Annotated in this window: 16 protein-coding genes; 6 read left to right on the top strand and 10 right to left on the bottom strand. The window is 72.3% G+C overall.

All coding sequences use genetic code 11. The annotated features are described in order from the left end of the window. Positions 1–47: 47 nt before the first annotated feature. From ACFZB9_RS05470 to ACFZB9_RS05460, 3 genes are all read left to right on the top strand, one after another. Complete coding sequence (locus tag ACFZB9_RS05470) at positions 48–3,071, top strand: BTAD domain-containing putative transcriptional regulator (RefSeq protein ID WP_391443823.1); 3,024 nt, start codon at positions 48–50, stop codon at positions 3,069–3,071. A gap of 548 nt (positions 3,072–3,619) precedes the next feature. Beyond that, a complete protein-coding gene (locus tag ACFZB9_RS05465) occupies positions 3,620–4,348 on the top strand; it encodes a class I SAM-dependent DNA methyltransferase (RefSeq protein WP_391444287.1) in 729 nt (242 codons plus the stop codon). A 68-nt stretch (positions 4,349–4,416) separates the two neighbouring features. Further along, a complete protein-coding gene (locus tag ACFZB9_RS05460) occupies positions 4,417–6,339 on the top strand; it encodes a SpoIIE family protein phosphatase (RefSeq protein WP_391443821.1) in 1,923 nt (640 codons plus the stop codon). 24 nt (positions 6,340–6,363) lie between these two features. Here ACFZB9_RS05460 and ACFZB9_RS05455 read toward each other — a convergent pair whose 3' ends face one another. After that, on the bottom strand, positions 6,364–7,728 hold the full coding sequence (locus ACFZB9_RS05455; protein WP_391443819.1) for an FAD-binding protein: 1,365 nt from the start codon (positions 7,726–7,728) through the stop codon (positions 6,364–6,366). A 335-nt stretch (positions 7,729–8,063) separates the two neighbouring features. Beyond that, positions 8,064–8,948 carry a LysR substrate-binding domain-containing protein gene (locus ACFZB9_RS05450; RefSeq protein WP_391443817.1) on the bottom strand — a complete coding sequence of 295 codons (885 nt, stop codon included), beginning with the start codon at positions 8,946–8,948 and terminating at the stop codon, positions 8,064–8,066. Between the two features lie 307 nt (positions 8,949–9,255). On the opposite strand from ACFZB9_RS05450, the gene ACFZB9_RS05445 reads away from it, so the two are divergent. Together ACFZB9_RS05445 and ACFZB9_RS05440 are read left to right on the top strand one after the other, a co-directional pair. Then, the gene (locus ACFZB9_RS05445; RefSeq protein WP_391443815.1) at positions 9,256–9,813 is read left to right on the top strand and encodes a peroxiredoxin; all 558 of its coding nucleotides are present in this window, start codon (positions 9,256–9,258) and stop codon (positions 9,811–9,813) included. 2 nt (positions 9,814–9,815) lie between these two features. Further along, positions 9,816–10,346 (top strand): carboxymuconolactone decarboxylase family protein, encoded by a 531-nt coding sequence (locus tag ACFZB9_RS05440; RefSeq protein WP_391443813.1) that lies wholly within the window; start codon positions 9,816–9,818, stop codon positions 10,344–10,346. A gap of 1 nt (position 10,347) precedes the next feature. Here the strand turns inward: ACFZB9_RS05440 and ACFZB9_RS05435 are convergent, their stop codons facing one another. The 6 genes from ACFZB9_RS05435 to ACFZB9_RS05410 all read right to left on the bottom strand — a co-directional run bounded on the left by ACFZB9_RS05435 (position 10,348) and on the right by ACFZB9_RS05410 (position 17,754). Next, positions 10,348–11,082: an HNH endonuclease gene (locus tag ACFZB9_RS05435; protein ID WP_391443811.1), complete on the bottom strand. Its 735-nt coding sequence runs from the start codon at positions 11,080–11,082 to the stop codon at positions 10,348–10,350. Next, positions 11,079–12,422, bottom strand: coding sequence for an AAA family ATPase (locus tag ACFZB9_RS05430; RefSeq protein ID WP_391443809.1), 1,344 nt, complete (start codon positions 12,420–12,422; stop codon positions 11,079–11,081). Before ACFZB9_RS05430 ends, ACFZB9_RS05435 begins: the two co-directional genes overlap by 4 nt. A gap of 9 nt (positions 12,423–12,431) precedes the next feature. Further along, complete coding sequence (locus ACFZB9_RS05425; protein WP_391443807.1) at positions 12,432–14,018, bottom strand: AI-2E family transporter; 1,587 nt, start codon at positions 14,016–14,018, stop codon at positions 12,432–12,434. Positions 14,019–14,235: 217 nt separating this feature from the next. After that, complete coding sequence (locus ACFZB9_RS05420) at positions 14,236–14,997, bottom strand: lytic transglycosylase domain-containing protein (protein WP_391443805.1); 762 nt, start codon at positions 14,995–14,997, stop codon at positions 14,236–14,238. A 392-nt stretch (positions 14,998–15,389) separates the two neighbouring features. After that, positions 15,390–16,724 carry a PhoH family protein gene (locus ACFZB9_RS05415; protein WP_391443803.1) on the bottom strand — a complete coding sequence of 445 codons (1,335 nt, stop codon included), beginning with the start codon at positions 16,722–16,724 and terminating at the stop codon, positions 15,390–15,392. Positions 16,725–16,959: 235 nt separating this feature from the next. Beyond that, positions 16,960–17,754 carry an isoprenyl transferase gene (locus tag ACFZB9_RS05410; protein ID WP_391443802.1) on the bottom strand — a complete coding sequence of 265 codons (795 nt, stop codon included), beginning with the start codon at positions 17,752–17,754 and terminating at the stop codon, positions 16,960–16,962. A gap of 459 nt (positions 17,755–18,213) precedes the next feature. Between ACFZB9_RS05410 and ACFZB9_RS05405 the strand changes: the two genes are divergently transcribed. Continuing rightward, positions 18,214–19,845, top strand: a complete 1,632-nt coding sequence (locus ACFZB9_RS05405; protein WP_391443801.1) for a chitinase — start codon at positions 18,214–18,216, stop codon at positions 19,843–19,845. 156 nt (positions 19,846–20,001) lie between these two features. Here ACFZB9_RS05405 and ACFZB9_RS05400 read toward each other — a convergent pair whose 3' ends face one another. Next, on the bottom strand, positions 20,002–20,367 hold the full coding sequence (locus tag ACFZB9_RS05400; RefSeq protein ID WP_391443799.1) for a hypothetical protein: 366 nt from the start codon (positions 20,365–20,367) through the stop codon (positions 20,002–20,004). Positions 20,368–20,417: 50 nt separating this feature from the next. Next, a complete protein-coding gene (locus ACFZB9_RS05395; protein ID WP_391443797.1) occupies positions 20,418–20,927 on the bottom strand; it encodes a phosphotransferase in 510 nt (169 codons plus the stop codon). Between the last annotated feature and the right edge of the window lie 13 nt (positions 20,928–20,940).

Below are 20,940 nucleotides of genomic sequence, written 5' to 3'. Positions count from 1 at the left end.
AGGCAACGACTTCGAGGTTCGAAGTAACAGGCCATCGGGGGACCCTCATGGAGCTTCAGGCAACGCCGCACAGTGCCGTGCTGCGCTTCCAGGTGCTCGGACCCGTCCAGGCCTGGCGCGACGAGCAGCCCCTCGCGCTGGGATCGCCACAGCAGCAAGCCGTCCTGACCGCCCTGCTGTTGCACCACGGGCGGCCGGTGACCACCCAGGAGTTGGTGGACGGCCTCTGGGGTGACCGTCCACCGCCACAGGCGGTGGCAGCCCTGCGTACCTACATCTCCCGGCTGCGTTCCGTGATCGAACCAGGGCGCGAGGTACGGAAGCCCGCCGAACTGCTGATTTCGGTACGTGACGGATATGCGCTCAGAATTCCGGACGAATCGCTCGACCTCGCGGTCTTCGACGCCCGCTGCGCCGAGGCGGCGTCCGCCCGGCAGGCAGGCCAGCCGGAGACAGCGCACCAGGTGATGACTTCGGCGCTGGAGCTCTGGAGCGGGCAGCCGCTGAGCGGGATTCCCGGTCCGTATGCGGACTCTCAGCGGCAGCGCCTGGTGGAGCATCAGGTGGCGGCCCGCGAGGAGCGCTGCACCATCGCGCTCGAAATCGATCTGCACGCCGAAATCGTTGCCGAATTGAGCTCCTTGTCGTCCGAACACCCGCTGCGCGAGCGGCTGCGCGAGCTGCTGATGCTCGCGCTTTATCGGTGCGGTCGGCAGGCCGAAGCACTCGGCGTGTACGCGACCACGCGAAAGCTCCTGATCGACGAACTCGGCGTCGAACCTGGTGCGGCACTCGCTGCCATGCACTCCCGAATCCTGGCTGCCGACCCGACTTTGATGAATTCCGCACCGGAATTGCGGGTTCCAGCTGCCGAGAACACCCCCCTCGCACCACCTGCCCAGCTTCCCGCCGACGTCTCCGACTTCAGCGGGCGCGGCGAGTTGGTCAGCGAGCTCCGCGAGCTGCTGCGGCGAGCCTCCGGCCAGGCGGTCGTGGTGACCTCGCTGGCCGGCATCGGCGGCGTGGGCAAGACCACGCTGGCCGTGCACGTCGCACACAGTGTGCGGTCCGAGTTTCCGGACGGACAGCTCTATGTCGACCTGCGCGGGGTCAGCGCAACACCAGCGGACCCGGCTGTCGTGCTGGGCGACTTCCTCTTCGCCCTCGGCATCACCGAGGCACCCGAGTCGTTCGAGCAGCGGGTGGCGATGTACCGCTCGATGCTCGCCGACCGGCGGATGCTGATCATGCTCGACAACGCGCGCGACGTGGATCAGATGACCCCGCTGATCCCCGGGGTGGCAGGCTGCGCCGTGCTCGCCACCAGCCGCTCGCGACTGGCCGGGATCCCCGGCGCCCACCTGTTCGACGTGGAGGAGCTGACCCCGGCGGAGGCGCTGGAGCTGTTCGGTGCGATCGCCGGGCGGCACCGGGTCGAGTCCGAGCCGGAGGCCGCGCTCGCCGTGGTGACCTCGTGCGGATTCCTGCCGCTGGCGGTGCGGATCGCGGCGGCCCGGCTGGCGAGCCGGCCGCGCTGGACCGTCACGGACCTGGCCCGGCGGTTAGCTGATCAGCGGCGGCGGCTGGACGAGCTGCAGCTGGGGAACCTGGCGGTGGAGACCACCCTCGGGCTCGGCTACGGCCAGCTCAAGCCTGCCGAGGCGCGGGCGTTCCGCCTGCTGGCCCTGATCGACTGCCCGGACCTGCCACTGTCGGCTGTGGCCGCGCTGCTCGGGACCTCCGAGGACGAGGCGGAACACATCGCGGAGGCGCTGGTCGAGGCCAACATGCTGGAGTGCTTCACACCGGGGCGCTACCGCTATCACGACCTGCTCCGGCTCTTCGCGCAGAAGCAGCGAGAGAAGACTGCGGACCTGGCCGACACCCAGGCCGCGCTGCTGCGCCTGCTCGCGCTGCTGGTCTCCACTGTCCGCAATGCGGCGCAGATCCTGGAGCCCGACGACCAGGTAATCGAGCCGCTCCAGGTACTCACTCACCCTGGTGAGGACCTGGCCGGTGGAGATCAGGCACGCGGCTGGCTCCGATCCGAGCTGGGCCTCATCCTGGGGGCCGTTGATGAGTCGATCGATGGCCCTGCGGAGTTGCTCCGGATGGCGATCGACCTGCTGGTCACCGTCAACACGGTTGCCGAGGAACCGAATCACGCGGACCGGATCCAACGCACCCTCGGTCTGGCCGCTGTTGCTGCATGCTCCTGCGCAGACGACCAGGCCCTGGCCCGGGTCCGCTACGCGCTTGCTTTCTTCGCCTACCTCACAGGTGACTACGCCGCCGCTGAGGCGTCGTCTCGCGAATGCCTGGATCTGCTGAGCACCCAGACCCCCGGGCTCCGGCTCACGGCCAACAGCCTGCTCGGTACCGTGCTCACCACCACGAGCCGGCCAGCCGAGGCACTGCCCTTCCTCCAGCAGGCGCGCGACCTCGGTACTGCCCTCGCGGCGATGGGCAGCGCGGCCCGGATCGAGGGCAACATCGCCCGGGTTCACCTGATGCTCGGCCAGGAGGAGGCGGCGGTTCGGTCCGCACAGTCCGCCGTCGCCATCGCACGTGACTCGGGCAACGCGGCCTCGCTCGCGGACACGCTCTACCAACGCGCTGTCGTCCTGCGCGCCACCGGCGAGCCCACCGAAGCGGCACGCCAGCTCAGTGAGGCGTACCTGCTCTACCAGGGCCAGCAGCAGCGCCTGCGCGAGGGTCTGTCACTCGCGCGCCTGGCGGACTGCCTGCTGGCCGACGACCGGGTGGCCGAGGCCGCTGCCGCAGCCGAAGAGGGCTTGAAGATCGCTCAGGAGCTGGACTCCGCCGCCTACTGCGAGGGACTGGCCTCCGCCGCTCTCGGTGAGGCACTGGTCCGGCTGGGCTCCCCCGAGCGCGGCCTTGCCTGCCTCACCGAGGCGCACGAGATCTTCTCCCGGCTCGGTGTGCCCGAGGCCCAGGTCGTCCGGAGCCTCATCGACGAACAGCAGCACACCGAGCCCTCCTCCCCCGACAGCGCCGTGAAGACCGGAGTTCCCCCCCAGCAGGGCCCCCGCGCCCCGCTCCCCCGTTGAGACCCCGATCGTTCCCCCGATGCGGGAAGCGCGACCCCCCGGACAAGGTGTCCCCGCAGCCCCCCGGCTGCGGGACCACCCTGTTGCGCTTCCCCGGCGCTGAGAAGACTCTGACAGTCGGCGATTGACGTTCAATAAACGACGGCAAGTCGCTCAGCCAGAGGCATACTGTCAGCTCATCAGCCCAGTTCGGGCGGCCCGCGTCGGGGTTTCACGCCAGTGCGGGCGTGCGCCACCGGGTCGCACCACCCCTGTCCACCCCGTCATGCTTCCATCTACCAGGCGGATCGCCGCCGCTTAGCATGAGTTGGCCGGAAACGTACTCCAAAGCACGGTGATCACGCATATTCTCAAAGGCCAGGTGGCACGTGCGGTGGGCAGTGCCCGCGGCGGACCACGGCGACAGTGCTGACGGATGACGGACCGAGTGGCGGGACGGAGCGGACGAGGGCTCGACAGGCGGCGCAGAGCGGGACCACGGCCGGTGCGGAGCACGACGGCCGGTGGCCAGGTGGGAAAGGTGCCTCTCAATCGTGACGACGGGACAGATATCGGACCCCGCCCGGGGTGGGACCGCCGGGCCTGCCCCGACCTGCCGCAGTACCGAGCGCGCGCTGCAGGCGGTGGCCTTCGACGCGATCGGCCCCCGCTACAGCGAGGCTTTCCCCGCCAAGGCCGGCCAGCTCGCCGCCGGCCACCGGCTGCTGGCCGAACTGGAGCCGGGCGCCCCGGTGCTGGACATCGGCTGCGGCACCGGTGATCCGACCATCCGCCAGCTCTCCGAGGGTGGTCTCGCGATCACCGCGATCGACCTCTCGGACGGCATGCTGAGCCTGGCCCGGCAGGAGCTGCCCGGTGCCGCGGCCTATCACCGGATGGACCTCTTCGACCTGGCCACCACCCGCGCCGAGACCGCCTGGGGGCTGCCCGGGCTCGGTCCCGCCGGAGCCGGCACCTTCGCCGCCGCCACCGCCTTCTTCTCGCTGATCCTGCTGCCCCAGCGGGAGATCCGGCCGACGCTGAAGCGAATCCGGACACTGCTGCGGCCCGGCGGCCTGCTGGTGCTGGGCATGGTCGAGGCCGACCTGGACGACTACCCGATGCGGTTCCTCGGCCAGGAGATCCGGATGAGCGGGTTCCTGCGCGAGGAGCTGACCGAGACGCTGCACCGGACCGGCTTCACCGTGGAGGCGATGAACGGCAGGCCGTACGCGCCGGCCTGCTCCGCGCTGCCCCCGGAGGAGCAGCTCTTCCTGCACTGTCGCCGCACCACCTGAGCTCCCCGTCCCACCCGCACCTCGTCGAATCCCCTCAAGTCAGCTCCGACCAGTTAGAACGGGCAGCCGTGCGCGACCTTCCCCCTCCCCAGGCCGGCCAGCCGCCCGCCGTTCCGGCCCAGCGCCGGCCGCCGCCCGCCCCGGCCGTTGCGACGGGGAACGGGACGCCGGGCAGTGGGACACCGCTGAACCTGCGGGTACGACAGGCCGTCACCGAGCGCCTGGGCTACCTCAACGACGCCACTCGGCTGATCAACACCAGCCTGGATCCGGCCGCGACCGTGCGCAGCCTGGCCAAGGTGCTGGTCCCGGCGCTGGCGGACGCCGCGCTGGTCCACCTGCGCGAGCCGGACCGGCCCGGCGCCCGGGGCCGGGACCGCATCGCGCCGCCGCCCGAGCTGCGGCTGCACCGGGCCGAGGGCACCCGGCTCGGCCTGGGCCGGCGGGTGGTCGCCGCGCGCCCGGGCGGGGCGCTGGAGCAGGCACTGCTCGATGCGGCGCCGGCCGGCCCGATGGTGCTGGGCACCGCCGAGGGCGAACGGCTGCGGCCGCTCTTCGCCGAGCTCTACGGCGCCCGGGCACTGGCCGGCCTGGCCCGCGGCACGGCGCTGCTGGCGCTGCCGCTGCGCGGGCGGGAGATGGGCGGGCGCGGCCGGCGGCGGGAGGACTCGGTGCTCGGCCTGCTGGTGCTGATCCGCCGGCCGGGCGCGGCCGGTGACCTGCACGAGGCGTCCGGCGACCCGGCGCGGGCGGGCCGCCAGGAGCCGGACGCCGTGCAGCGTGCCAAGGAGCCCGCGCGGTTCGACCCGGCCGACACCCAGACCGCCGCCCATCTCGCCACCCTGGCCGGCCTCGCGGTGGACACCGCGCAGCGCTACACCCGGGAGTCGGAGATCGCCGACGAGCTGCAGCGCAGCATGCTCCCGGACCATCTGCCGCAACCGCACGGGGTCCGGCTCGCCCACCGCTACCTGCCGGGCGAGGCCGAGTCGCAGGTCGGCGGGGACTGGTACGACGCGATCCCGCTGCCGGGCAACCGGGTGGCCCTGATCGTGGGCGACGTGATGGGCCACTCGCTGACCTCGGCGGCCGTGATGGGCCAGCTGCGGACCAGCGCGCAGACGCTGGCCGCGCTCGACCTGCCACCGCACGAGGTGCTCTACCACCTGGACGAACAGGCCCAACGGCTGGGCCGCGAGCAGCACCTGGCCACCTGCGTCTTCGCGGTGTACGACCCGATCGCCAACCGGATCGTGGTGGCGAACGCCGGGCACATGCCGCCGGTGCTGATCCATCCGGACGGGCGGGCCGAGCTGCTGGAGGACCTTCCGGCGGGCGCGCCGATCGGCGTCGGCGGGGTGGACTTCGCCTCCCAGGAGCTGGCGGCGCCACCGGGTTCCGCCCTGCTGCTGTTCACCGACGGGCTGGTGGAGACCCGCCGCCGCTCGCTCAGCAGCGGCCTGGAGCGGCTGCGCGAGCGGCTCTCCGGCGCGCACCAGCACTCCCCGGAGCAGCTCTGCCACGAGGCGCTGCGGATCCTGCCGCCCGGCGACCGGGGCGACGACATCGCGCTGCTGGCCGCCGCCTTCGACGGGATCCCGGCCAACGACGTCGCCTACTGGTACCTCCAGCCGCGGCACGAGACCCCGGGACGGGCCCGGCGGCTGGCCGGGCACGCGCTGCGCCGCTGGGGGCTGGACGAGCTGGCGGAGAACACCGAGCTGATGGTCAGTGAGCTGGTCACCAACGCCGTCCAGCACGCCAAGAAGCCGGTGACGCTGCGGCTGGTGCGCACCTCGGTGCTGCGCTGCGAGGTCGGCGACGACAGTCCGCAGCTGCCGCGCCGGCGCAAGGCCGGCCCGGAGGAGGAGCGTGGCCGCGGCCTGGAGCTGGTCGCCAAGTGCGCCGACTCCTGGGGGTCGACGCGGCTGGGCGGCGGCAAGGTGGTCTGGTTCGAGCAGCGGCTGCCGCTGCGGGTGCACCGCGGCTGAGGCCTGCTGCGCCCGGCAGCTCGTTCACGGGCACAGCCCCAGTCTCCGTCCCAGGTCGGACCGCATGGTGTCGGCGGGGTCCAGGCGGGCGCGGGCCGTGCGCCAGTCGTCCAGCGGCCGGTACATCGCCTCGAAGGCGGCGCGCCCGAGCCGGGCGTCCTTGGCCAGGTAGACCCGCCCGCCCGCCTCGGCCACCCGCCGGTCCAGCTGGTCGAGCGCCGCGCGCAGCCGGGCCTGTCCGGCGTCGCCCGCCAGCGGCAGGTCGACGGCGAGCGACCAGCCGGGCAGCGAGAAGGAGAGCGGGCCGAGGCCGGTGTGCCCGAAGCGCTTGACGGTGCCGAGGAACGGCGCCGCGTGCGCCCGGCGCAGCACGGTCAGCGCCTCGCCGAGCAGCCCGGCGGCCGGGTCCGGGACGGCGAACTGGTACTGCAGGAAGCCGCGTGGGCCCAGCGAGCGGTTCCACTCGCGCACCGCGTCGAGCCGGTGGAAGAACTCGGACAGGCCCTGGACGCCGGTGTGTTCGCGCGGCGCCTTGCGGTACCGGAGCCCGTTGAAGGCCCGCGCGGTCAACGGCGTGACCGGGCCGACCGGCAGCCGGGGCGCGAGCGGCGCCCGCGCGGGGGCGTAGCCCAGTGGTCCGTCCGGGTCATCCGGGTGGTCCGGGTCGTCCAGGTGGTCGCCGCGGTCCACGATGCCGCGCCCGAGGCGGGGGCCGTCGGCGGTGGTGTCGATCCAGGCCGCCGCGTACCGGCTCGCCTGCGCCGCGGCGTCCAGTTCGTCCAGCAGGGCGTCCAGGTTCGCGGCCCGCCGGGAGGTGACCCTGAGGCGGGTACTGGTGATCGGGATCAGCCGGATGGTGGCGGCCAGGATCACACCGGTCAGGCCCATGCCGCCGACCGTCGCCGCGAAGGCCGCGCCGTCCTGATCCGGGGTCAGCAGCCGCACCTGACCGGTGCCGTCCAGCAGTTCGACGCTCTCCAGCCAGTGGCCCAGGTTCCCGTCCGCCCGCTGGTTCTTGCCGTGCACGTCCGCGGCGACCGCGCCGCCCACGGTCAGCCGGCTGGTGCCCGGCAGCACCGGCAGCAGCAGCCCCTCGGGCACCACCTTGGCCAGGACCTGGGCGAACGGGGCCGACCCGGCGGCCCGCACGGTGCCGCCCAGCACGTCGACAGTGATCGAGCTGGGGGTGGCGGGGGCCAGCACCACTCCGCCGGCGTTCTGCGCGGCGTCGCCGTAGCTGCAGCCGGCGCCGCGGGCCAGCACCCCGCCGGCGGGGCGCCCCGAGACCAGCTCGCTCAGCGCCTCGGGCGCCAGCGGCCCGCGCAGCCGCGCGCGACTGCCGGTGCTGCGGCCCCAGCCCTGCAGCAGTACATCCTGACGGTCCGTCAACTCTGGTTCCAGCACGCCGCTGTCGCCGCGGCGAGGAGCACCGGCCACGCCAACTCACATCCCAGCGTCGGATTGTCACGGGTGATCACGTCCTCGACGCGCGCCATGCTAGGGCCTGTCCGGCGATTCGCGTCGGATCAGCGCGCGGTGCTGGGCGCCCGGCTGGGCGTGCCGGCGGGGGCCCTCGTACTGGGTCGTACTTGGGTTCCTCGCCGGTGCGTCCAGCCGGGATGCCCGGCGCCGCGCGCCCGGCGGGAATTGTCGGACAGGCCCTGTGGCCTGTCCGGCGATTCGCGTCGGATCAGCGCGCGGTGCCGGGAGTTCGAAGACGGGCCCTACGGTCCGACGATCCGCACCGGCAGCTCGGCGAGGACCGTGCGCAGCGAGTCGGCGAAGCGGTCGTGCTCGGTGGCCCGGGCCGAGCCGGGGCGGGTGGCCAGGCCGATCCGGCGCCCGGGTGCGGGGTCGGCGAAGTGGACGGCGGCCAGCCGGCCGGTGCGCCCGACCTCGACGGCCAGGGCGGTGGCGGGCAGCAGGGTCACGCCGAGGCCGCCGGCCACCAACTGGACCAGAGTGGACAGGCCCGCCGCCCGGGTGGAGCCGCCCCCGGCCTCGGCGCCGACCTCGCGGCAGAGGTCGAGCGCCTGGTCGCGCAGGCAGTGGCCCTCCTCCAGGAGCAGCACGTCCAGGTCGAGCAGCACGTCGCGGGGCACGTCGGTGCGACCGGCCAGCTCGTGCTCGGGCGAGGTGACCAGCACGAAGTCCTCGTCGAAGAGCGGGATGTCGCGGGTCGGCGTGCCGCCGCCGGCGGGCAGCGCGAGCAGCAGCAGGTCGAGCCGGCCGGCGGCCAGGCCGTCGAGCAGCGAGGCGGTGCGCTCCTCGTGGACGTGCAGTTCGAGGTCGGGGTACCGGTCCCGGACCAGGCGCAGCACGGTGGGCAGCAGGTAGGGCGCGACGGTGGGGATCACGCCCAGGTGCAGCGGTCCGGTGAACGGGCGGCGGGCCGCCTCGACCTCCTGGGTGAGGTCGTGCAGCGCGGTCAGCGCACGGCGTGCGTGCTCGGCCACGCGCTTACCCAGTGGAGTGATGATGACCTTGCGTGTCGTACGCTCCACCAACTGAGCGCCGAGCGACTCCTCCAGCGCGGCGATGGCGCCGGAGAGCGCGGGCTGGCTGGTGCCGATGGCCGCGGCGGCGTCGCGGAAGTGCAGGTGCTCCACGACGGCGAGGAAGGCGCGCAGCTGCGCGACACTGGGCGTGCGGGCCGCGCCGGACGGGCGGGCTCTGGCCGTGGACTGGCTGGGGTGGCCGGCCCGCCTGGGCTGGCCGGGCTGGGAGCTTGGCTGGGTGGACGGGCCGGGCTTGCCGCCGTGCTGGGTACTGATAACTCTCTCCGATCAGATGGATCGAGTCTAGCTATTTCACTGATCACTGCCGCCTGTGTCACGCTTGGGTCACGTCGGGATCCGTCGAATCATAGGCAATCCGGACATACTCCCCGCACCTCTACACCCAGGAGAAGCGAACGTGCTCACGATCGGTGACCAGTTCCCCGCCTACGACCTGACCGGCGTGGTCGGCCCGTCCGCTGACAAGCTGGAGTTCAAGCCCTTCAGCAGCAAGGATGTGGAGCCGAACGGCTGGCGAGTGGTCTTCTTCTGGCCGAAGGACTTCACCTTCGTCTGCCCGACCGAGATCGCCGCGTTCGGCAAGCTGAACGAGGAGTTCGCCGACCGTGACGCGCAGATCCTGGGCGTCTCCGGCGACTCGGAGTTCGTGCACCACGCCTGGCGCAAGGACCACGCCGACCTGGCCGACCTGCCCTTCCCGATGCTGGCCGACATCAAGCACGAGCTGATGCAGGCCTGCGGCGTGCAGGACGCGGACGGCACCGCCCAGCGCGCCGTCTTCATCGTGGACCCGAACAACGAGATCCAGTTCGTCATGGTGACCGCCGGCTCCGTCGGCCGTAACCCCAAGGAGGTCCTGCGGGTGCTGGACGCCCTGCAGACCGACGAGCTGTGCCCGTGCAACTGGACCAAGGGCGAGGACACCCTCGACGCCGCCGCCCTGCTGGCCGGCTGACCGTGGCGCTCGACGAGCTGAAGTCGGCGCTGCCCGACTACGCCAAGGACCTCAAGCTCAACCTGAGCGCGGTGATCGCCAACTCCGAGCTGCCGGCCCAGCAGCTCTGGGGCACGGTGCTCTCCTGCGCGATGGCCACCGGCAGCAAGCCGGTGCTGGCCGAGCTGGAGCCGCAGGCCAAGGAGATCCTCTCCGAGCAGGCGTACACCGCCGCCAAGGCCGCTGCCGCGATCATGGCGATGAACAACGTCTACTACCGGACGCTGCACCTGCTCTCCGACAAGGAGTACGGCACCCTGCGCACCGGGCTGCGGATGAACATCATCGGCAACCCGGGCGTGGAGAAGGTCGACTTCGAGCTGTGGAGCTTCGCGGTCTCCGCGATCAACGGCTGCGGCCAGTGCCTGGACTCGCACGAGCAGGTGCTGCGCAAGGCCGGTGTGGAGCGCGAGGTGATCCAGGCCGCGGCCAAGATCGCCGCCGTGGTCCAGGCCGTCGCCTCGGTGCTGGACGCCGAAGCCGCGCTCGCCTGAGCTACCGCTTGTCGATGGGGGCCCGCTCACTTGAGCGGGCCCCCATCAGCACGTCCAGGCCCGCCACCGTCTCCGGGCCGAACACCAGCGCGGCACGCGGCGCGGTGCGCAGCCGCAGCATCTCGTAGAGCACGTCCGCGAAGGGCTGCACGGTGAGCGCGTGGCCCACCGCCGCCGCCTCGGCCCGCTCGCCCGCCGCGGCCAGGTGCGCCAGGTCGCGCAGCATCGAACGGCAGCGCACATAGGCCTGGGCCCGGCCGCGCTCCAGCACCGGGCGGTCCAGGCCGAAGATCCGGATCGTCTCGCGGCCCTTGCTGCTGCGCGGACGGTAGGCGCCGGTGGCGAGCACCAGGTCGAGGTGGTCGGCGGGCTCCTCGGCGGTGGGGTCGATCAGCAGCGCGCGGCCCTGGCGGTCCATCGGGTAGAGGTCGCGCTTCTGGTTGCTGTTGCAGAACGCGCAGGCCCACAGGTGGTTGAGCCAGTCGAAGGCGCGCTGCGGGGCCAGGGCGATCGGCTGGAAGTGGTCGATGCTGGTGCCTTCGCTGTCCCCGCAGTACATGCAGCGGGACAGGCCCGCGGCCATCGCGACCAGGTGGGTGCTCAGGTCACGGCGGATCGTTCGGCTGTCGCGCCACAACTCGCGGGCGGCGCCGCCGCGGTCCAGGAGCCGCTCGGCGCGGGCGGTCAACCGCGCGGACAGCTCCTCGGGTAACGGCTCGCGCCGCAGCGGGATCACCGCGGGCGCCCGAGCCGGGCCGACACCTCGTCCACCCGGGCGGAGAGCGAACTCATCAGACGATCCGTCAACTCCTGGTACTCGGCCAGCTCCTCGTCCGTGGAGTCGCCGGCCAGCACCCTGCCCTCCAGGTCGCCGATCCGGCGGCGGGCGTCCTCGGCCCGCGCGGAGTACGGGGATTCCAGGCCGAACAGCTCGGAGAGCACCGCGTCGTCGCCGCTGCCGTAGACGATCCGGCGGTACAGCTCCTCGCTGACCGGCTGCGGCGGGGCCTGCTCGTCCAGCCCCGCGATCCGGATCAGCCCGCCGGGGTCGGCGGCCTGGCAGATGTACGGGCTGTGGGTGGAGACGATGAACTGCACCCGGGGGAAGTGCGCCTTGAGCCAGGGGCCGATCCGCTGCTGCCAGCTCACGTGCAGGTGGGCGTCGATCTCGTCGATCAGCACCACACCGGGCAGGGTGATCGCGCCGTTCTCGTCCTGCGGCAGACTGCCGTAGCAGTTCTGGAACTGGCGGACCAGGTCGAGCACCAGGGCGGCGACGGTGCGGTAGCCGTCGCTGAGTTCACGCAGCGGGAAGTCGGGCCCGGGGGCGCCGGGATCGGTGGTGCGGCGCACCCAGAGACCGTCCGAGTCGACCCGGGAGACCGCGAAGCCGTCCGGCAGCAGGCCGTCCGAGAGCAGCGCGCTGACCACGTCCAGCGCCTGCTGCGCGCCCGGGCGGCCCTCCAGGCGGCGGACGTGCTGGTCGATCAGCCAGGAGACGCCCTCGGCGAGCGAGGCCTCCTCGTGGAAGAGGGTGGCCAGCCGGCCGACCGGGCCGGCCGAGAGCATCAGCCGCTGGCTCTCCCCCGCCCCGCCGAGCAGCCGGCGGAACGGGCCGTAGCCGGCGAAGAACCAGCCGCGCGGGTTCTCCGCCCAGGGGCCGCGCTCGGGGCTGGGCGAGCCGAACACCTCCAGCTCGGGGCGCGGGCCGACGGTCGTGAGGGCGCCCCCGGCCGGCGGCCGCGGGAGGGTCCAGCGCAGCCCGAGCTTGAGGTCGTACTTGGGCGCCTTGCCGCTGCCCGCGAGCCGGTCCACCGACCAGTCGGGGCGCACGAAGGCCTGCACCCAGCCGGTGCGCTCGCCGGCCGTGATCCAGCCGGAGAAGTCGCTGACCAGGCTGCGCGCCACCGAGGGCCCACCGAGCGCGAGCGCGAGGGCGCGCAGCAGGGTGGTCTTGCCGGAGCCGTTGCGGCCGGCCAGCACCGTCCAGCCGGCCTGCGGGAGTTCGAGCTGCCGCACCTCGCGGGCCGGCGTGAAGCCCCGGATGCCCGAGATGCCCAGCCTGGTCACATACATGACGCTATTTTAGGTCGCGGCGGGCTGCTCCGGGGAGGGGTCGGGCGCGATCCGCGCGACGTGCGCCGCCTCCTGGGCGGCCTCTTCCGCGGCCTCCTGGGCGGCGAAGGCGGCCTCCTCGGCGGCGTCCTGCGCCGCTCCCAGGGCCACGAAGACCTCGTCGGCCGCGGCGTTGCGCCGACGTTGGTGGCCGATCACCGTGTTGGTGACGGCGATCAGCGGCACCGCCACGATCGCACCGGCGATGCCGCCGATGATCGAGCCGGAGGCCACGCCGAGCACCACGCCCAGCGGGTGCACCCGCACCGCGCGCCCCAGGATCAGCGGCTGCAACAGGTGGCCTTCGAGGTTCTGCACGGCGACCAGCACCACCAGCACCATGCCGGCGGTGTAGATGTCCTTGGTGACCAGCGCGACCAGCACGGCGAGGGTGCCGGTGACCATCGCGCCGATCAGCGGCACGAAGGCGCCCAGGAAGATGATCACGGCCAGCGGCATCGCCATGGGCACCCCGAGCAGCCCGATGCCGATGCCGATGCAGAGCGCGTCGATGAAGGCGACCGCGACGGTGCCGCGGACGTAGGCGGTCAGGGTGGCCCAGGCCTTGGGGCCGGCGCCGGCCATCGCGTGACGGGACTGGCGGGGCAGGCCGCGCAGCAGCCAGCTCCAGATCCGGGCGCCGTCGTAGAGCAGGAAGTAGGTGGTGAAGGCGGCCAGCAGCACCCCGGTGATCACCTCGACCACGATGCTCACGGTGGTGAAGCCGAGCGAGGTGATCTGATCGGTGTTGCTGGTGATCGCGAGCTTGACCTGGTTGGTGAAGTCGGTCAGCTGGGTGTTGGTCAGGTGCATCGGCCCCTTGAGCAGCCAGGCGTGCAGCTTGTTCACACCGTCGGTGGCCTGCGTGGAGACCTTGCCGAGGTTGGCGCTGACCTGCCAGAAGACGAACCAGCCGACCAGGCCGATCCCGGCCAGGCCCATCAGGAAGGTGCTGGCCGCGGCCAGCACCCGCGGCACGCCGTGCCGCTTGAGCCAGGAGACGGTGGGCTCCAGCAGCGCCGAGATGAGCAGGCCGGCCAGGATCGCGAAGGCGACCAGGCGCAGCATGTCGACCACCCGGAAGAGCACGTAGAGCGCGGCACCGAGCAGCAGCAGCCGCCAGGTCGACTCGGCCGCCACCCGCAGGCTCCAGGGCACGGCGTCGGCGGGGCTGGCCGGGCGGCCCGGGTGCGGGTCGCGGCGGGACTGGTCGCGGTAGGGGGTCTCACGCGCTTCGCGGTAGGGCGCCTCGCGGGCCTCGCGATAGGGCGCCTCGCGGAAGGGCGCCTCACGGGCTTCGCGGTAAGGAGTCTCGCGGGGAGCGGCCTCGCGGTGGGGCGCCTCGCGGTACGGGGTGTCATCGCGCGGGGCCGGGGCCGGGTCGGCCTTCCGGGCGGTCTGCGGCGCGGGGGCCACCACCGGTTCGGGCTCGGCGGCCGACGCCCTGCGGTGCTCCTCAAGGGCGGCGCGGCGGCGCTCCGCCAGCTTGGCCGCCACCGTGGCGCCCCAGGCCACGGCTTTGCCGGCCCTGCCTTCGCGCTTCTCACCCCTTGCCATCGAGGTCCGTCCTCCCGCTTGCGCCGTGGCCGCGTGCCACGGGTCTGCGCTATGACGCTACCCGCCTGGATCACCCGTTCGGCGCACCGGGCTCGAAAATCGCCGTAAGTCGCGGCGAACGGCGCACCACGGCCGGGCGCGGCCGGTGCGAGGACGGCCCGGAAAAGCCCGATGCCCCCGGCCGAAGGGCCGAGGGCATCCGGGAAAGCCTGACGATCTAGTACGAGTGGTGGACCTGCCACCACGACCAGGCGTCACACGGGCTGCCGTAGCGCTCGTTCATGTAGCCCAGGCCCCACTTGATCTGGGTCGCGGGGTTGGTGCGCCAGTCCGAACCGACCGAGGCCATCTTGGAACCGGGCAGCGCCTGCACCAGACCGTAGGCGCCGGAGCTGGCGTTCTGCGCGGTGTAGTCCCAGCCGCTCTCGCGCGTGACGATGTTGCTGAAGCACTGGAACTGCGTGCTGTCCATCATCGAGGCCGCGATCGACTGCGGCGAGCCCCCGGTGTACGAACCGGCGGACGACGAGGAGTCCGTGGAGTCCGTGGTCGTGGCGAGCTGCGACTTGGCCGCGGCGCGGGCAGCAGCCTGCTGCGCGGCCAGCTGCGCGGCGGCGTCGGCCTTGGCCTTGGCGTCGGCAGCGGCCTTCTGGGCCGCGGCGGCGTCAGCGGCCGCCTTGTCGGCGTCGGCCTTGGCCTGCGCGTCGGCAGCCGCCTTCAGGCGGGCGGCCTCCTGAGCAGCCTTCTGGGCCGCGAGGTCGGCCGACTGCTGCTGAGCCGTGGACTGGACGGCGAAGTTGTCGCTGATGGTCTGCGCCTGGGCAGCTGACGGCACGTCCGCGAGGAGTGTGGCTCCTGCGACGTCGACCGACTGGGGGGTAGCACCCTCGCTGCCCGAGGCCACACCCACGACGGCACCGACAGCGGTGACGGCGGTGGCGGAGGCCACAGCAACTCCCCGGACCGAGATCCGAGTCACATGGTTTCCTTCCAGCGTCGCCCCCGCGTGACCGTGAGGACGCAACATGCCCCTGGTCACTGGCCTCCACCTGCGCTGGTCACGGGAGGCACTGGCCCGGTGCCCGGATGCCGGACGAGCCGGTGCGGGCAAGGAGTTCGGGCGGCGTACGGCCATCCATATTCAGTTGACGCCCAACAAACGGGCCGTACGCGGGGCCTGACAGAACCCTCACCATGCCGCAACCGGACGCGGGTGCGCAATTCCCGGTTGCGTGGCGAAGCTCACATCCACCCCTGAAGCGGGAATTGGCCGTTCGTCGGACAACGCGCGGTCCGATGTGCTGACGATCCGCCCGGTTCCGGGCGAAAGCCGGGAACCGGGCGGATCGTTCGCATGCGTGCTGCCGTGGCCTACGGCTGGATGTCCTCCAGCATTTCGGTCACCAGGGCGGCGATCGGGGAGCGCTCGGAGCGCGTGAGGGTGATGTGCGCGAAGAGCGGATGCCCCTTCAGCTTCTCCACCACCGCCACTACGCCGTCATAGCGCCCCACCCGCAGGTTGTCCCGCTGCGCCACGTCGTGGGTGAGCACCACCCGCGAGCCCTGGCCGATCCGGGAGAGCACCGTGAGGAGCACGTTGCGCTCCAACGACTGGGCCTCGTCCACGATCACGAAGGCGTCGTGCAGCGAGCGGCCCCGGATGTGGGTCAGCGGCAGCACCTCCAGCATCCCGCGGGAGATCACCTCCTCGATCACCGCGGGCGTGGTGACCGCGCCCAGGGTGTCGAAGACCGCCTGCGCCCAGGGGCTCATCTTCTCCGACTCGCTGCCGGGCAGGTAGCCCAACTCCTGGCCGCCGACCGCGTACAGCGGCCGGAAGACCATCACCTTGCGGTGCTGCTGGCGCTCCAGCACCGCCTCCAGGCCCGCGCAGAGGGCGAGCGCGGACTTGCCGGTGCCGGCCCGGCCACCGAGCGAGACGATGCCGACCTCGGGATCGAGCAGCACGTCCAGCGCCACCCGCTGCTCGGCGCTGCGCCCGCGCAGGCCGAACGCCTCCCGGTCGCCGCGCACCAGCTTGACCCGGCCGTCGTGGGTGACCCGGCCCAGCGCCCGGCCGCGCTCCGAGCTGAGCACCAGGCCGGTGTGCACCGGCAGCTCCTCGGCGCCGTCGATGTCCACGGCGGTGTCGTGCGGGGCGCTGAAGAGCTCGTCCACCTGGCCGCCGGAGACCGGCAGTTCGGACATTCCGGTCCAACCGGACGTGATCGCCAGCTCCGCACGGTACTCCTCGGCGAGCAGGCCGACCGCGCTGGCCTTGATCCGCATCGGCAGATCCTTGGAGACGACCGTGACGTCGTACCCCTCGGCCTGGAGGTTGCGGGCGACCGCGAGGATCCGGGTGTCCGCCTCGCCGCCGCCGAGCCGGTAGCCGGCCGGCAGCAGGGAGGGGTCGGAGTGGTTCAGTTCGACCCGGATCGAACCGCCGATCTCCCCCACCGGGATGGGCTCGTCGAGTCGGCCGTAGCGGACCCGGTAGTCGTCCAGCAGGCGCAGGGCCTGGCGGGCGAAGTAGCCCAGTTCGGGGTGGTGCCGCTTGGCCTCCAGTTCGGTGACCACGACCACCGGGAGCACCACCTCGTGCTCCTCGAAGCGCGTCATGGCGAGCGGGTCGGCCAAAAGCACGCTGGTGTCAAGGACGTACGTGCGCCGGTCTGGTGTCCGGCGGCTCTTGGTACTGACCACTAGGCCTCCAGGGCGGGCGACCCTGCGTCACCCGCGGCTCACCGGCCCCCGCGACCCCGATGGGCAGGGTGCCGGTCTGCCATGTCTATTCCCTGACGAAGCGTCCGGCATACCCGAACAGACGAAGTGCTGGATCACTTCTCATGAACGTCAGACAGTGGTCACGCGCTATTGACGAGCTGTTGGGCGTGGCTGAAGGGACGGGTGGTGTTCCGGGACCACCCGTGGTGCGCGGTCAGCCGCCGTAGCGGCGGTGGCGCTGTTCGTAGGCGCGCAGCGCCCGCAGGAAGTCGACCTTGCGGAAGGCCGGCCAGTACGCCTCGCAGAAGTAGAACTCGCTGTGCGCGCTCTGCCAGAGCAGGAAGCCCGACAGGCGCTGCTCGCCCGAGGTCCGGATCACCAGGTCCGGGTCCGGCTGGCCCTTGGTGTAGAGACGCTCGGCGATGTGCTCGACGTCCAGGATCTCGACCAGTTCCTCGATCGTGGTGCCCCGGTCGGCGTGCTCCTGGAGCAGCGAGCGGACCGCGTCGGCGATCTCGTGCCGGCCGCCGTAGCCGACCGCGACGTTGACCGTGATGCCTTCGAGGTGCTCGGTGGCGGCGGCCGCGTTCTTCAGGATCTCGGCGGTCCTGCCGGGCAGCAGGTCCAGGGTGCCGATCGGGTTGACCTTGTACCGCTTGGCCTCGGCGAGCCCGGTCACCGCGTCCTCGATGATGCCCAGCAGCGGCACCAGCTCCTCGGGCGGGCGGTTGAGGTTGTCGGTGGAGAGCATCCAGAGGGTGACGACCTCGATGTTGGTCTCGTCGCACCAGCCGAGGAACTCGGCGATCTTGTCGGCGCCGCGCTGGTGGCCGAAGACCGTGCTGCCGCCGGCGGCCTTGGCCCAGCGGCGGTTGCCGTCCATGATCACGCCGACGTGGTGCGGGGTGCGGCCGAGGTGGGCCTCCACCCGCTGGCCGTACAGGCGGTACATGCCGCCGAGGACGGTACGCAGACCTGGTGTGCGGTCGACGAGATCGCGCAGACCCATACGTTCGCCCCTCCGAGCTTGACCCCTTTTGTCCCCGACCGGCCCTGGCTGCCACGGGTCCTGCAGCAGCGTACTCCCGCTCGATGAGGAGGAGGAAAGCCGCAGGTCGGCCGGGAGGAGGGGCAGCCGGGCGCTGTGGTGACGGTCACGTTCCGAGGCGGACACGGCGAGGTCTCCGATTCCTTAAAGAATGCGTAAGGAGGCGGTCGACTGCTTGACGCATGCCATTGGTCTAGTCCAGCTTGTTCGACAAGCGGTTGCGGGTTCAACTGCCCGGTCTCCCCCCTCTCGTAGATCCTTCCCTCCGGTTCCTCTGTACCCGTTCTGTCTCGTTCTGTCTCCGTGCTCCGAGGCCTGTGCTCCGGGCCTCGTCCTTCGAGCGGTTCCCTCACTCCCCCACGCGGGGCCGCCGCGACCCCCACCGCGGCGGTCCCTCTCCGCCCCACAGGAGAGTTCGTCATGGCCCGTACGGTCCTTCCCACCCACCGCCGTCGCCGCCGGGCCCTGCCCGCGCTCGCCGCCGGCACCACCGCGCTCGCCCTGGCCGGCACCGGCCTGGCGGTCTTCGCCGGTGGCGCCAGCGCCGCGGTGGGCAACCTGGTCGCCAACGGCGGTTTCGAGTCCGGCCTGGCCGGCTGGACCTGCACCAGCGCGGCGAGCGTCGTCTCCTCCCCGGTCCACAGCGGCACCGGCGCGCTGCAGGCGACGCCCAGCAGCGCGGACACCGCGCAGTGCAGCCAGACCGTCTCGGTGCAGCCGAACTCCAGCTACACGCTGGCCGGGTGGGTGCAGGGCTCGTACGTCTACCTGGGCGCGACCGGTACGGGCGCCGCGAGCGACCCGAGCAGCTGGTCGAGCCAGAGCGGCTGGAACCAGCTCAGCAGCACCTTCACCACCGGGGCGAACACCACGAGCCTGACGGTGTACGTGCACGGGTGGTACGGGCAGCCGGCGTACGGCGCGGACGACATCACGCTGACGGGGCCGGGCGGGTCGGGGACGCCGACGCCTACTCCGACTCCTACGCCCACCCCGACGCCCACGCCTACTCCTACTCCCACCCCGACGCCGACGCCGACGCCCACCCCGACGCCCACGCCGACGCCCACGCCGACGCCCACGCCGACGCCCACGCCGACGCCCACCCCCACGCCGACGCCGACGCCCACCCCCACGCCCCCGGCGGGCGGCAGCCTGCCCAAGCACGTCATCACCGGCTACTGGCAGGACTTCGACAACGGCGCGACCGACCAGAAGCTCGCCGACGTCCAGAGCAACTACGACATCACCGCGGTCTCGTTCGCCAACGCCGACCCGACCACCCCCGGCGGCATCACCTTCTCGATCGACCCGACCCTGGCGACCAACCTCGGCGGCTACACCGCGGCCCAGTTCAAGGCCGACATCGCCGCCAAGCACGCGGCCGGTAAGAAGGTCGTCCTGTCGGTCGGCGGTCAGAACGGCGCGATCACCGTCGGCGACGCGGCCTCCGCCGCCAACTTCGCCAACAGCGCCTACGCCCTGATCCAGCAGTACGGGTTCGACGGGATCGACATCGACCTGGAGAACGGGATCAACCCGACCTACATGGCGCAGGGCCTGCACAGCCTGGCGAGCAAGGTCGGCAGCGGCTTCATCCTCACCATGGCCCCGCAGACGATGGACATGTACACCACCACCAGCGGCTACTTCCAGCTGGCACTGAACGTCAAGGACATCCTGACCGTCGTCAACACCCAGTTCTACAACTCCGGCGGCATGCCGGGCTGCAACGGCAACGTCTACAATCAGGGCACCGAGGACTTCATCACCAGCCAGGTCTGCAGCTACATCCAGGGCGGCCTCAGCCCGGCGCAGGTCGGCGTGGGCGTCCCGGCCTCCAGCCAGGCGGCGGGCGGCGGCTACGTCAACTCGACCGTGGTGAACAACGCGCTGGACTGCCTGGCCACCGGCACCAACTGCGGCAGCTTCGTCCCGCCGGCCAAGTGGCCCACCATCCGCGGCGCGATGGCCTGGTCGACCAACTGGGACGCCAAGAACGGCAACGACTTCTCCACCAACGTCGGCAACCACGTGCACGGCATGGCGTGACGCTCGACGATCACCGGCCAACTCTCCGGCGCTGACGGCCTTTTCGGGGAGAGGCCGCAGCGCGGGGCGGGGCCCGTCACACCGAGCAGGTGTGGCGGGCCCCGCTTCGTTCGCGCCGTCCGTCCCGCCGGGGCAGGCGGGTGGGCGCCCGGCTCGCTAGTCGGCGGTGGGGGTGGCGGTGGGGGTGGGGCCGGCGGTGGGGCCGGCGTCCGGGGCTTCGTCGATGGGCCAGCCGACCTCCAGCCGGTTGTCCGGGTGGCCGAACGTGCCGCACCAGCGCCGGTAGATCTCGTAGGCGGGCCCGGCGAAGGCGAAGCCGTGCGCGACGATCCAGTCGGCCACGGTGTCGTAGCCGGAGAGGATCTGCGGGTAGCCGGTCTCCGCTCCCTCCAGGATGATCCCGGCGAACATCGTCTCCGGCACCTCCAGGACCTCGACCCCCTCGGGCAGGTCGACCGGCTGCGCGGCCTTGGCCCAGAACGGCAGGCAGGCCTCCACCGTGGTCAGGGTGTCCGCGGTCACCCGGCCGTGGTAGCGGACGAAGGCGGGCGCGGCGAGGGTGAGCGGGGCGGTCAGCTTGGCGAAGCGGGGCTGACCGCCGCGTCGAGCACCCGTCGGATGACCTGGCGGGCGATGTCCGCCATCGCCGGGCGGGTCTCACGGTAGTAGCCGAGCTCGCCGAGCGCGGTGGACAGGGCCCAGGCCCGGCCGCGGGCCCAGCAGGCGTCGGAGGCGTGGTCCGCGGGCAGCGCCGCGCGGAAGGCGGGGTGGGCGGCGGCGGGCAGCAGGTACCAGGCCGCGAGCAGGTCGACGGCGGGGTCGCCCAGGCCCAGGCAGCCGAAGTCGATGACGGCGCTGAGCCGGCCGCCGGCGGTGAGCACGTTGCCGGGTTGCAGGTCGGCGTGGATCCAGACGGCCGGGCCGGGGTTGGGCGGGGGCGCGCAGGCCCGCCTCCCAGACCGCGGCTGCGGCCACCGGGTCGACGGTGCCGGGCTCGGTGACGGCGAGTTCGGCGATCGCGGCGCGGGCCGATGCGTCGCGCGCCGCCAGCGGCTCGCCGCGGTAGGACGGCGGGCGGTCACCCCGGAGGGCGCG

This window comes from Kitasatospora sp. NPDC008050 (genome assembly GCF_042957465.1).
Lineage (GTDB): Bacteria > Actinomycetota > Actinomycetes > Streptomycetales > Streptomycetaceae > Kitasatospora.
The sequence above is the reverse complement of the archived record's forward strand: the minus strand, read 5'-3'. Positions and strand labels throughout refer to the sequence as shown.

What these genes read in the sequence shown, in the direction of transcription:
- ACFZB9_RS05470 (WP_391443823.1), top strand. Translation starts at nt 48, where the DNA reads ATGGAGCTTCAGGCAACGCCGCACAGTGCCGTGCTGCGCTTCCAGGTG.
- ACFZB9_RS05430 (WP_391443809.1), bottom strand. Translation starts at nt 12,422, where the DNA reads ATGTATGTGACCAGGCTGGGCATCTCGGGCATCCGGGGCTTCACGCCG.
- ACFZB9_RS05425 (WP_391443807.1), bottom strand. Translation starts at nt 14,018, where the DNA reads ATGGCAAGGGGTGAGAAGCGCGAAGGCAGGGCCGGCAAAGCCGTGGCC.
- ACFZB9_RS05410 (WP_391443802.1), bottom strand. Translation starts at nt 17,754, where the DNA reads ATGGGTCTGCGCGATCTCGTCGACCGCACACCAGGTCTGCGTACCGTC.
- ACFZB9_RS05405 (WP_391443801.1), top strand. Translation starts at nt 18,214, where the DNA reads ATGGCCCGTACGGTCCTTCCCACCCACCGCCGTCGCCGCCGGGCCCTG.